The sequence below is a fragment of the Pseudanabaena sp. CCNP1317 genome (genome assembly GCF_034931345.1).
In the GTDB taxonomy this organism is placed as follows: Bacteria; Cyanobacteriota; Cyanobacteriia; order Pseudanabaenales; family Pseudanabaenaceae; genus Pseudanabaena; species Pseudanabaena galeata.
Genome location: NZ_JAYGIF010000058.1, coordinates 17510 through 30190, shown reverse-complemented (window position 1 = coordinate 30190; position 12681 = coordinate 17510). Strand labels below are relative to the sequence as shown.

At 42.4% G+C, this 12681-nt stretch carries 12 protein-coding genes and 1 riboswitch; of the genes, 3 read left to right on the top strand and 9 right to left on the bottom strand.

All coding sequences use genetic code 11. The features are described 5' to 3' along the window. Nucleotides 1-4: 4 nt before the first annotated feature. Nucleotides 5-697, bottom strand: coding sequence for a cobalt transporter (locus VB775_RS12290; protein WP_281010169.1), 693 nt, complete (start codon nucleotides 695-697; stop codon nucleotides 5-7). Nucleotides 698-823: 126 nt separating this feature from the next. Between VB775_RS12290 and rppA the strand changes: the two genes are divergently transcribed. Both rppA and rppB read left to right on the top strand, forming a co-directional pair. Continuing rightward, nucleotides 824-1519, top strand: coding sequence for a two-component system response regulator RppA (rppA, locus tag VB775_RS12285; RefSeq protein ID WP_281010170.1), 696 nt, complete (start codon nucleotides 824-826; stop codon nucleotides 1517-1519). Beyond that, nucleotides 1516-2934: a two-component system sensor histidine kinase RppB gene (gene rppB / locus VB775_RS12280; RefSeq protein ID WP_281010171.1), complete on the top strand. Its 1419-nt coding sequence runs from the start codon at nucleotides 1516-1518 to the stop codon at nucleotides 2932-2934. The genes rppA and rppB overlap by 4 nt, the downstream gene beginning before the upstream one ends. On the opposite strand, the gene VB775_RS12275 is transcribed toward rppB, so the two are convergent. Together VB775_RS12275 and VB775_RS12270 are read right to left on the bottom strand one after the other, a co-directional pair. Continuing rightward, nucleotides 2882-4057, bottom strand: coding sequence for a ZIP family metal transporter (locus VB775_RS12275; RefSeq protein ID WP_281010172.1), 1176 nt, complete (start codon nucleotides 4055-4057; stop codon nucleotides 2882-2884). The genes rppB and VB775_RS12275 overlap by 53 nt on opposite strands. Further along, nucleotides 4054-5151 (bottom strand): multicopper oxidase domain-containing protein, encoded by a 1098-nt coding sequence (locus tag VB775_RS12270; RefSeq protein WP_281010173.1) that lies wholly within the window; start codon nucleotides 5149-5151, stop codon nucleotides 4054-4056. Before VB775_RS12270 ends, VB775_RS12275 begins: the two co-directional genes overlap by 4 nt. Before the next feature lie 102 nt (nucleotides 5152-5253). Between VB775_RS12270 and VB775_RS12265 the strand changes: the two genes are divergently transcribed. Further along, complete coding sequence (locus VB775_RS12265) at nucleotides 5254-5577, top strand: YnfA family protein (protein WP_281010063.1); 324 nt, start codon at nucleotides 5254-5256, stop codon at nucleotides 5575-5577. 261 nt (nucleotides 5578-5838) lie between these two features. On the opposite strand, the gene VB775_RS12260 is transcribed toward VB775_RS12265, so the two are convergent. The 6 genes from VB775_RS12260 to VB775_RS12235 all read right to left on the bottom strand — a co-directional run bounded on the left by VB775_RS12260 (nucleotide 5839) and on the right by VB775_RS12235 (nucleotide 12615). Beyond that, entirely contained in the window at nucleotides 5839-7023 is a 1185-nt protein-coding gene (locus tag VB775_RS12260; protein WP_323216803.1) for a hypothetical protein, read from the bottom strand. Nucleotides 7024-7057: 34 nt separating this feature from the next. Continuing rightward, nucleotides 7058-7246, bottom strand: a complete 189-nt coding sequence (locus VB775_RS12255; RefSeq protein WP_281010065.1) for a CbtB domain-containing protein — start codon at nucleotides 7244-7246, stop codon at nucleotides 7058-7060. Between the two features lie 24 nt (nucleotides 7247-7270). Then, nucleotides 7271-7417, bottom strand: a riboswitch (cobalamin riboswitch). Nucleotides 7418-7560: 143 nt separating this feature from the next. Continuing rightward, a complete protein-coding gene (gene lgt, locus VB775_RS12250) occupies nucleotides 7561-8418 on the bottom strand; it encodes a prolipoprotein diacylglyceryl transferase (RefSeq protein ID WP_281010066.1) in 858 nt (285 codons plus the stop codon). A 75-nt stretch (nucleotides 8419-8493) separates the two neighbouring features. Then, nucleotides 8494-9534, bottom strand: a complete 1041-nt coding sequence (locus tag VB775_RS12245; protein ID WP_281010067.1) for a vitamin K epoxide reductase family protein — start codon at nucleotides 9532-9534, stop codon at nucleotides 8494-8496. A gap of 32 nt (nucleotides 9535-9566) precedes the next feature. After that, nucleotides 9567-10637: a tetratricopeptide repeat protein gene (locus VB775_RS12240; RefSeq protein WP_281010068.1), complete on the bottom strand. Its 1071-nt coding sequence runs from the start codon at nucleotides 10635-10637 to the stop codon at nucleotides 9567-9569. A gap of 13 nt (nucleotides 10638-10650) precedes the next feature. Next, nucleotides 10651-12615 carry a heavy metal translocating P-type ATPase gene (locus VB775_RS12235; protein WP_281010069.1) on the bottom strand — a complete coding sequence of 655 codons (1965 nt, stop codon included), beginning with the start codon at nucleotides 12613-12615 and terminating at the stop codon, nucleotides 10651-10653. Nucleotides 12616-12681: the final 66 nt, after the last annotated feature.

Below are 12681 nucleotides of genomic sequence, written 5' to 3'. Positions count from 1 at the left end.
GAGCTTAAACGTCTCCCTGATTTTTAGAACGAGAGTTAAGCTTTAGTTTTTTGCGACTGCTTTGACGATTTTTGAGTAGAAAAATTCCACCACCAATCAATGCCAACGCACTACCGCCAACAACTACACCACCAACTAGCAAGTTATTTTCTTGCGACAATACACCTTGATCGCTGTGAGCAATTCCTTTAACGTGGGCTTGATTATGTTCTGCTGTACTTTGGGGAGTGGCGATCGCGGTTGCAACTGCATTAGGACTAGCTACTGTACTGGGACTAGCTACTGGATCGGCTTTCTGAGTCTTGCGAGATTGGGCATAGAGAGACAAACTACCCTGAGTCACCAGTTTTTCGCCTACTGATAGACCATCAATAACTTCAATATTTTCTCCCTGCGTCTTACCAGTCTTGACTTCCACTGGCTCATAGAAGTTTTGGTACTGCACAAATACAAGCTGTTTACCATCGGCTTCAACCAAAGATGTTACTGGAACCATCACCCCTGCGGCACTTTTTGCGGTTTGAGCGATCGGTGTAACAATAATCCCAAGCTGTTGATCGGTTTCAGAATTTATCTGCACGCGCTGAATCTTGCCTTTAGACTGAAATTCATCTCCATGTCCGACATGGGCAAATACAGGGCTGGCGACGGCTAAAATTGCTGCTAGGGCAGCACTAACTAATGGCAATTTTTTCATAGGATATCCTCACAATGGCAAAAGGCTTAATAAATTCTTCAGTAGCTTGCCAGAGGTGCGATGAAATCGAGGTGAAATGCTAATTGTTTCGCTACAATCAAGCTCGTGATTAATTTACTTAGATCCATGCGAATTTTGCTTGTAGAAGATGAAATAGACTTAGGAACAGCGATTAAGCAGGTTTTAATTTGCGAAAAATATGTAGTGGATTGGGTAACTGATGGCGCTCAAGCTTGGTACTATCTCGAAAATCAATGGACAGACTATTCTGTGGCAATTTTTGATTTGCTCCTGCCCAAACTATCAGGGCTAGAACTATGCCAAAAACTGCGATCGCACCAAAATCCATTGCCCGTACTCATGCTCACGGCTCTAGGACAGCCCGAAAATCGGATCGCAGGGCTAGATGCAGGAGCTGATGACTATTTAGTTAAACCCTTTGTGATGGAAGAACTTTTGGCAAGGTTACGCGCATTGCAAAGGCGATCGCCAAATTTGCAACCACAAATTCTCACCATCGGCAAATTTTCTCTGGATTATGCCAATAACGCACTATTAGTGACGGAATCTGATCAAGTATCACAGGTTATTCCCTTAACAACAAAAGAGTTTCAGATTCTCACTTACCTCATGCAAAATGTCGATCGCATTATTTCAGGCAGCAAAATTCGCAATCAACTTTGGGATCTCAATGAAGAGCCAATCAGCAATGTAGTCGCGGCACAAATGCGTTTATTACGTCGTAAATTATCAAGCTATGGCTGTGAATGTCCGATTGAAACGATTCCCAGTCAAGGCTATCGGTTTAACACGCAGCCATGAACACCCATCTATTATTTCGCCGTAGCCGTACTCGTCTCGCACTTTGGTATGCGGGGGTGATGGCAGTAATTTTGAGTTTGTCGGGATTTGGTATGTATCGCTTTCTGATTCAATCCAATTGGGAAGCGATGGAACGGGAAATGGAATCGATCGCAGGGACTTTGCACGATAGTTTAGAACCGATGTTACCTGCTTCTGAAGAACCAACCGCAATTTTACGGCGGATTTTGCCAGAACTCTGTTTAGTAGACCAGCCTTGTAATGTCAGTCCTACTCTAATTCAACGGCATACTACTGGCATTAGCGATCGCAGTACATATTACATCCGTCTCTTCAATTATCAAGGTAAACTAATCGCCTTTTCCCCCAGTCAGATACTTAGAGAATTACCTTCAAGTTTATCTGATCATCCTTGGCAAACTTTTCAAAGTGCTAATGGAGTCCGTTATCATCAGTTCACGATTATTCTCCATAGCGATGATGCCAAGAGTCATCAGAGCCAACAACATAAAGTCAAAACTTCTTGGGGCTATTTGCAAATTGGGCGCACCTTAGAACCCTTTGATGCAGAAGTAAAGCGAATCAAAATAATTTTGGCGATTGGGTTGCCGATCGCGCTGATTTTAATCGCTATTTCTAGTTGGTGGCTATCTAAACTAGCAATGCAACCGATTTACAAATCCTATCAACAACAGCAACAGTTCACCGCCAATGCTGCCCATGAATTGCGATCGCCCCTCGCCAGTCTCCTTGCTACTGTCGAAGCAATCTTACGAGTACCACAAGCTAATCTCGCAGATACGCAAACTATGCTCTACAAAGTAGAAAAGCAGGGAAGGCGCTTGAGTAATTTAATTGCTGACCTACTGCTGCTGTCTAGTCTTGAGCAAAATTCATCTCCAAAAAAATTTCAATCCTGCTGTTTGAATGATTTAGTCAGCGACTTGACCGAAGAAATGTCAGAACTTGCTACTGCATCGGATATTCACTTAACTAGTCAAGTTCCTTCTATGGAAATCTATGTACTTGGCAATGAATCACAACTTTATCGACTGGTATCAAATCTGATTGCGAATGCAATTCAGTACAGTCCTGCTCAAGGATCAGTGCATATCAGTTTAGAAGTCCAAGACCACAATGCTGTTATCGCGGTGAAAGATACAGGGATTGGCATTCCTAAGGCTGAGCAAAATCGAATTTTTGATCGCTTCTATCGAGTTGATGGCGATCGTTCTCGCAAAACGGGAGGGACGGGTTTAGGCTTGGCGATCGCTCAGGCGATCGTGCATCATCACCAAGGTCAAATTACTGTCAAAAGCGATCGCAGTCAGGGCAGTTTATTTATGATTCACTTACCATGCTTTAAGCACTCACCAACAGCGCTGTTCCATACATCACGGCTAGACCCAAACTAAATCCAGCCAAACTTGATTTAGACAACCACGAACCACCCTGCTTTTGGGCAGTGCGAGTTAGATATGACCCAACCTCGACAATTACTTGTAACACGGCTCCTGCTCCAATACTCAAAAACAGCACGGCAAAAATCGGCATAAACGCGAATGCTCCGATCCAAGTGCCGATCACCGCAGGTAACCCCGCTAAAGCGACTAAACCAATCAGAGTTCTGAGTTTTGGGCGCAGGTCAATGAGCGGAGCTGCAATGCCAATTCCTTCAGTAATATTGTGGAGCGTAAAACCTATGACAAGCAGAGATCCTAGAGCCGCTTCCCCAACCGCAAAAGCAGCCCCGATCGCCAAGCCTTCTCCTAAATTGTGAATACCAATGCCTAAAGCCATGTATGTCGATAACTTAGTTCCTTCTGGAGCTTTACCAGCTCGTCTACCAATCATAAAGACTGTTAAGAAGCTAGCCGCAGTAATCAACCAAACCAGTGTACCGCCTGAAAAAGCTGTAGCGACTTTCGTTGCTTTCTCGATTGCTTCTAGAAGGGTATCAACAAACAAGAAACCCAACATACCGAGAGTCAGCGCCAATAGAAATTTCATGCCCTGACCACTCAGCGCTTTTAAAGCTGGGTAGAACATCATTCCCAAACCAACAGGGACAATACCGACATACAACCCTAATAAGGCAAAGCTCAACAAGCGATTGCCAGAAATCATGGGAGTTTGCACCGCGACTTCGATTTTATGCTCAAACGCTGCGCCCGTATTCGTCAACAAATTAATATGATGAGCTTCTCCTTCGACCCATTGATAAGGCAGCCGAATCCAAGCACTCGAAAGCCGAGGCAACTCACCTGCTGGATCTTGCGTAAATTGCCAATAGGCTCCATCGATTTGCACTTGAGCAATTTGCATCGGTTGTGAGCCATCAGCACGAACGGAAAGGGAAATGCCTGTCTCATCTAAAACTGTCTGTTCTACGGTGAGTTTTTCTACGGGTGGTGCAGAACTCTTCAACAGTGCTAGTGGATTTGTCGTTAGAAAAATACCAATTAATGCAGTAATCAAAACTAGGGGAAGAATCACCCAAAGCCAAGTATTTTGTTTTTGCAGTTTTTGCTCATTCATGCCATTACCTCAAAAGCAGACATCCAACCTAATTCGAGAAATTCAGACTGATGGGCATGGAACATATATTTTCCAGCCTCAAAGTCTTTAAAAGAAAACTCTAAAATGCCGCGCTGGGCTTGGATCATCGATACCGTATCGATTATGCGATGGGTCGGGGTAAGCGTTGTGCCGTGATCGTAGAAATCAAAGAAATTAGCGTGGAGATGAAAAGAATTGAGCGGGTCAAATTCAACCACATTGATCAGATAAATCCGAATTGGGCGATCGCGTTCAACCCGAATTGGACGCTTCATAAACTCGAAGGGAATCGTATTGATCGCATAGACTTCATTCTTCTCGTCAAAATTAGTGTCAAAAGCATTCATCACCATGACCAATTCCTGCCAATTGGCATTTTCAGGCGTTCCTAGTTGCCGAGATTTCGCCACCGCTTCCTGTTCGAGATGCTTTTGAGGATCGGGGTCAACAATAAATGCTCCATACATTCCTTTATGCATATGGCGTTTAAATGGAACCGAGTGGCAGTGATATAAATGACAACCAAATGGTTTTGCCTCAAACTCATAGGTGACTTCCATCTCAGGAAATGCTTCGAGTGTCCCCGCAATTCCATCTTGACGCGCTGAATGAATGCCGTGAAAGTGAATTGTGTGGGGATGAGATCCAGAATTCTTAAAATTGATCCGTACGCGATCGCCCTCTGTGACTCGGATTGTTGGTCCAGGTACTCGCCCGTTATACGTCCAAGCTGGGTATTTTACCCCTGGGGCAATTTCAATTTCTTTTTCTTTTACAACAATGTCGTATTCTCGCAACGTTTGACCATTCGGCAACTGCGAGACTTTCCCCCCATCCCAATCGGTTAACATTTTGCGCGGGTCAAATCCATTTTTAGTCGAATCAACCTCTCCGACCATCATGTTACCGCCATGCACCATGCCCGACTGGGACATATCCATCCCTTTCTGATTGCCCTTTGATAAGTCGGGGGATTGAGCAACCGCATTGGCAGGGAATAACTTACCGAAAAGAGTTCCAGCCCCTAGTAAGCCTGCTCCAAGGAGAGAGCGTCGAATTGGATTAGGTTCCATAAAAAATATTACCGTTGAGCAGGGTTAAGCCATAAATAGCTTTCATAATCGTTTCATTATTTGATTTATCATAGTTGATAATCTGAGTAAAAGAAAATATTTATGATGCAGTCCCTACTTTTATTTGTCTTAGCCGGATTATGTGAAATCGGCGGCGGCTACTTGTTTTGGCTATGGTTACGAGAAGGCAAAAGCATTTGGCTAGCAATTTTAGGATTGCTTGCATTGTGTTTATATGCTGTTCTTCCCACTCTACAAACTGCAAACTTTGGCAGAGTGTATGCAGCCTACGGGGGAGTCTTCATTGTGTTATCGATCGCTTGGGGATGGTTAGTTGATCGGGTTGTCCCTGATAAATTTGACCTAATCGGTGCTTGGATCGCTTTTTTAGGGGTATTGGTCATCATGTATGCCCCAAGACATTAGAAACAGCAGTTATTAAACCCATTAAAACGTAATGTGCAACTAAGAATTAGGATGAAGACTTGCTTTTTTCCTAATTCTTAGTTGCACATTACATAGTGAATAATTAGTGGGAAGGGAGCATAAGTTTTGCTTTCAATTCTCATCACCTTTCCAACAAATATGACACATTACCCGCAAAAGGAGAATGACGACACTTCGCTCTGCCATTATCCTTTTGGGGTACATCATGATAGCCAATACTCAGTAGCTATACAATTTGATTTAGATTGATTCTAACTTCTGCTGTAACCATAATCCTCCAATCAACCCCAATCCTAAAATAGCAGTGAAGTAAAATAACCCGATAAATCGAACTAACATCGGTGGGGCAATTCCTTCTACATCAATTTCTTGAATCACTTGGAATGATTGGAATTGACGGTTGCTAGTTGGGCTAGGCGATACTTTAACTTCAACTTTGTGAGGCGCACCATCAAAGAATTGCTCTTGCCATGTCAGTAACCCCTTAGAATCGGCAACACCTTGATAGCCAAAAGCTACCCAGTTATTTTCTAATTGAGTGGACTTAATTGCAACAATGACATCACTGACAGGCTGATTAGTTTTGCTGTCAGTGATTTTTGCTTGAAAAGCTGCCATCTGTCCAACCGTAGTGGATTTATCTCCAGTTAACTCCAGTCTTAGTCCTTGAGACTCGATTAAACCAGAATTATTAGCAGTAGATGTCTCTGACTCCATGCCTGATTGTGCTTTGACTAATTCGGCACTGATATTAAAGAACAACAGGGCGGCGATCGCTAAAACAGTCACACCACTGAGAAGTAATCGAACTCGTTGCGGGGCAATTTCTCCAGCTTGAATCTTAGTCTTTTGCCCACCACCGATAATCCAACCACCACCAAACCCGATCGCTAACAATACTGCAATAAGAATAGGAAAGTAGCGAAACTTCAAGGGATTTTCAGGAACTGTGAGATTTAAGGTTTGCTCAATTGGGGTAAACGCATCAGCTACAGTTGGATTGACATTGATCTTCAACTGATACTCACCACGAATTGGAAAAACCTGCTGGACTAAAAACTCACCTGTAGGAGCATCTCCAACAATGTCCAAAAGTTTTGTCCCCTCCACAATTGGAAAGTCTGTGGTAAACCAAGGTGTTGGTGCAGGAGTGAGGATTTGTAGATGAAACTGTGCATTCTGTAATGACTTACCTGCGGCATCTCGCGCCTGTAACTTTAACTGGACAGGTGAATCGTACTGCCCAGAACCTAAATATTTTGTGGCTTCTGCTTCTAATGGAGTCACTTGCGCGATCGGCGGCGCGGTCACTAATTGCACAGAGGGTTGGGATGATTGAGAAACCCCAATGAATGCGGTACTTGCGATAATGATGAAGCAGGTGAAGCCCATCAAAAATGTTGATAATTTAAACTTTGATAACACGATTAAAAACTCCTGTAAGTGCTGAACTCGAACATTAATGACAACTCACTCCAAGTGTGTGATGTCGAAGCGAATGAACGGAGTCATGCACCGCAGGATAAGTTGTAAAGTAAACCGACCAAATTATTAGCGCCCACAAGACAACATATAAAACTGCTTGTACTTGCACTGACATAACGAACTGCTCAGTCCGCCACCATATTGTTTGAACGGAATTTTTCATTTTGTACCTCGCAAATGAAATAAGAGTTTGAAATTGCTCATTAGCGGGTGTCCTGACTCAAAAAGCTGATTGCTTTTATTACAGTTGCGGGACAGTGTTGGATTTGCACCAAACTTTCCCCGTCTCCTCTAGTGACTGTTCTTCACTAGAACTGATAAGCATTTCAAACTATACCAGCATGAGTAATGACTATCTTGTGGAAGGAAAAAACTTAATGCTGCGTCTAAGGTGTATCTAAAGTTGAGATCACTCTAAAAAATATCTGATAAGTCAAATGCTTTTTAGAGCGATCGCAATGCAAGAATCAGCATTTTTTATGTGTGACTGTTTTTCTGAGAAACTTTTGGGGAAACCGTGTCAGGAAAACGCCGCCGCAATCCGTATAGCCAAACTAAACCAAAAATACCTAATGCGATCGCCACAAGACTGATGACTTGGGCAGTACGAAGCGATCCAACCATCAGGCTATCTGTACGCAACCCTTCAATCCAAAAGCGCCCTAGACTATAGGCGATCGCATAAGTCATGGTTAATGTCCCAGTTCTGATTTTGGGAAATCTGAAGAATAGAAACATCAAGATTGCAAACACACCCACATTCCAAAGCGATTCGTACAGAAATGTGGGATGAAAGTATGATTCGCTTGCAAATTCTGGTGGGCGGCGATCAACGGGAATAAATAATTTCCAAGGAAGATCGGTCGGTCTGCCAAAAGCCTCAGAGTTAAAGAAATTGCCCCAACGTCCAATTGCTTGACCTAAAATCAGCGCAGGCATAACAATATCTGTCATTAACCATGCTGAGATTTTTTGGCGTTGGCAAAAAATAATTGTGACTATTGCACCGCCAATGATTGCGCCATGAATCGCGATGCCGCCTTCCCAAATTGCAAAAGCCTTATACCAAGGTTGATTTTGGAAGCGCTGCCATTCAAATAAAACATAGTATAGACGGGCGCAGGGAATAGCACCAACCACCAACCAAATTACGAGATTGCCGACTATATCTGGATCGATACCACGTTTTTTTGCAAGTTTTTGGGCTAATAGTGTGCCGATAACAACTGCGGAGGCAATCAGCATTCCGTACCAACGGATCGAAAATGATCCGATTCCAAAGGCGATCGGACCTGGAGATGTAAACTCAAATGCAAATGGTAAGAAGTTAAGCATTAGAAATGATGTTGTGTGAAGTTGAAACAAGAATCTATTCAAAAACAAAAATGTTGGTAACAGCTTTTTTGAGGGTTAATGATCAGGCAGCATATAAAGAAAGTTACGATCGCCTTGATAGCCTGACAAATCAGCAAGCTTTTGAAGTGTTTGCTCACCTTGATAAAACTTGCCATTGATATCCCATGTAGGTACTGTCTGAATCTTAGCTGCTTCGCATAGTTGAGGCTGGGCATTTTTACCATCAGGAAGGCACTCAATCCAGTTCAATTCGGCTAAAGCTTCTTTGCCAAAAAGTTGCTTTTGTTTGTAGCAATGCGGACAGGTATAGAGAACATACATCTTTGCCCCGATTTGTTTGAGATGCTTAGCTAGGGCAATTTCGGCATTGCCTGAAGTTGTCGTAACTTCCCATCCAATTCCCTTTTTAGGTCTTGCTGTTGGTGTTTGGACAATTTGTTTTCCTGTGGCAGCATCAACGGGTAGAGTTACACTAGCGATCGGTTTATTCACACTTCCATAAACAACAAATGTCCCGACAATTGTGAGAGTGGCGATGAGCGCACCTGTGAAGAATAATTTTCCGATATCTTCCCATTTACGACCGATGATAGAAAATACAAATAAACTAGTAGATAGAAGTGCAGAAGCGATGCAATAAATACAAGCGGCTTGAATTACAGTAACTAGCAAATAAATCAAGTAACCACTAAATATCATCATGGCAGTACCACCCATAAAGAGTAGTAATCCTGTCCAGTTATCTAGCTTGGTACGAAGTTCTTTTTGTTCTTGCTTAACCAGTAGAGGCGCGATCGCAAAAGCAATCATACTGGCATAACCCAAGCAACCAAATAGAGATAGTGGCAAGCCAAAAATTTTGGCATAGGGAGAGGTAAGCACAACATCACAGGCATTAGTTGGACAAGCCACTGACGATTGGGAAAAACTAACAAAGGTTAGATAGGCAGTAATAACCACTCCTAACGTGGAAATACCAGCCATAATCGGGCGTTGATATCGCTGTAACCAACTATGCGATCGCTGTTGCTTGCGGAGTTCCTTGACTTTTTGAGCAGTGGATGAGATGGTCTCTTCAGGAATATTTTCGTTCATGATTTTTAATTCGGATTTGACTGATAAATTGACTATTTGAGATCTTTAATGGCTGCTTGGACTTCATTTATAGCTTTAAGATCACCTAGGCGGGTATATAGTTCTTCTGCTCGTTGAAATGACTGCACAGCTTCTTGGTTACGCTTTTGTTGTGCCAAGATTTTACCCATATTAAAGTGGGCAAGGGCATCTTCAGGATTGTTTTTGATGATTTCACGGTAGGTAATGATTGCCATAGAAAGTTTATTTTGCCCAATATATAAAGTGGCGATTACTTGTTGTATAAGTGGATTGGGTTTAAGTTTGGCAGCAGTTTTATAAAAACCAATAGCTTCATCTAATTTGCCTTGTGTAGTTAGAGCTTGGGCGATCATTAGATTTGTTTCAAGATGACGAGGATTAATTTTAAGAATCTGCTGATACCTTGCGATCGCTTCTTCTGTTGTAATCTTTGCTCGGTCTAAACTTACGCTAGTAAATAAAACATCTGGATTGGTGGGAGCAAGGCGGACAGCTTTGGCATAGATATCTGAAGCGGCTTGGATGTTCTGCTGCTTTTCAAAAACATGACCTAGATCAAGATATGCTTTCACATTATTTGGAGCAATGGTAATCAGTTGTTGATATGCTCTAACCGCATTTGCAAGATCATTTTGACTATCGAAAATATAGCCAATACTTTGATAAGCATCAATATTTTTAGGATCGATGGCTATCACGCGCTGATAAAATCCCAATGCTTCTGTAAAGTTTTTCTGCTGAGTGTATGTGAAACCTAGACCAATTAGAGATTTTACATCTTTATTATCTAAACGAATGGCTTGTTGAAATGCAGCGATCGCCTCTGGGAACTTACTTTGTTGGATAAACAGGAAGCCAATACTTGCTTGAATTTTGGCGTTTTTAGATTCGATGGTGGCGGCTAGTTGATAGTCAGCTAATGCACTAGCTATATCCTTTTTATCCCATAACTCTTTACCATGTTTGACTAAATCTACAACACTAGGCTTAGTTTTATCTGATGTCGAGATTACGTGGGAAAATGCTGCTGTATTCCCAGAGATGAAAAACAATGAAAAAATAATGAATGTAAATTTGAACATAATTAGATGAAATTTATTTGAGAACTCTAGTTGCATTGGCGATCGCTAACAAAGCCATACCAACATCAGCGAAAATCGCTTCCCACATATTTGCTACACCAAAGGAACCAAGCACAATGAATAATCCTTTGATACCCATAGCTAGGTAGATATTTTGGAGGACGATACGGTGCGTTTTTTGTCCGATGGCGATCGCTTCCGATACCTTAGAAGGAGCGTCAGTCATCAGCACCACATCAGCAGTCTCAATCGCCGCATCAGAACCCAATCCACCCATCGCAATCCCCACATCAGATCTAGCGAGAACAGGTGCATCATTGATGCCATCCCCAACAAAAGCAACTTTCTCTCCCTTTTTGACATTTTTTAAGAGCTTATCGAGGACATCAACTTTTCCTTCAGGCAAGAGATCGGCGTAGTAGCTATTTACGCCCAAACGTCCTGCAATAATCTTTGCCACACTGTCGCGATCACCTGTGAGCATTACCGTATGAATGCCCTGTTGTTTTAGAGATCGAATTGCTTGATCTGCATCATCTTTGAGTTCGTCAGCAATCTGAATATAGCCAGCATAAACTTGGTCAACTGCTAGATGGACAATTGTGCCTTGATTGGAAGGAATTGTGTAAGCAATTTTTTCGCGTTGTAAAAGACGTTCATTACCCGCAAAGACAGTTTGATTGCCAGTTTGATTGTTAATCTGCGATCGCACACCATGACCAGCAATCTCTTCAAACTCGCCCATGTCAGACAGATCAGGAGCTTTTCCATAAGCTTCCAGAATCGATTTGGCAACAGGATGATTCGATCTCGCTTCTACTTTTGCGGCAATCTCTAGTAGTTCTGATTCTGTAAATCCATTGCTAGGAGCAATCTTAGCTACCTTAAAGTTGCCTTGAGTTAAAGTTCCTGTTTTATCAAAAGCAACTACTTTCACCGCCGCTAAGGTATCGAGGAAAGTGGAACCTTTAACCAAGATACCGCGCTTTGCTGCACCGCCAACACCACCAAAGTATCCTAATGGAATACTAATCACCAAACCACAAGGACAGGAAATCACCAAAATAACTAAGGCGCGATAGAACCATTCGGCTTGAGTTGCTCCTTGAATTACTAATGGTGGAATCGTTGCCACTGCTAAAGAGATGAATACCACAATCGGCGTATAGATGCGGGCAAACTGCGTAATAAATTTCTCGGTTTCCGCCTTCTGACTACTGGCATTTTCGACTAAATCGAGAATCTTGGCGATTGAAGACTCACCATAAACCTTAGTCACGCGCACAGTTAGGTATCCAGTCTCATTGATCATGCCTGATAAAACCATATCACCAATGCCAACAGCACGAGGAACGGATTCTCCAGTCAGTGCCGCCGTATTTAGTTGAGCATTACCTGCAATGACTTCACCATCAAGGGGGATTTTCTCTCCTGCTTTGACGATGATTACTTCACCGACAGATACAGATTCTGGAGAAATTTGTTCCACACCAGACTCGGTTTGACGAAAAGCGACATCGGGACGGACTTCTAAAAGAGATTTGATTGATCGCCGTGAATTGCCGATCGCCATGTCTTGAAACAATTCACCGATTTTGTAAAACAGCATGACCGCAACTGCTTCAGGCAATTTGTGAATGGCAAATGCGCCTACTGTAGCGATCGTCATTAAGAAATTCTCATCAAAGAAGCGACCACGCAAAATATTCCTTCCCGCAACTTTAAGAACGCTCCATCCACTCAATAAGTAGGCAACTGTGAATATCGCATGATCTACTACCCAATAGTTCATCTCATGTAATCGCTCTTCAAAAATGAGACCAATTGTAAATAGCACAATTGTCGCTGCAATTGTAATTACCTCACCCTTAAGCCCTGAAGAATCAGCACCATTACCATGATCATGACTATGATCATGGTCGTGATCATGCTTCTTAGAATTTTTAGGCTCATCATCACCACAACAACTTTTTGCCATACATACCTCTGAATACTTGAATAACTATTCAATAGATTAGCAGTAAATTTAATCAATAAATTTTTT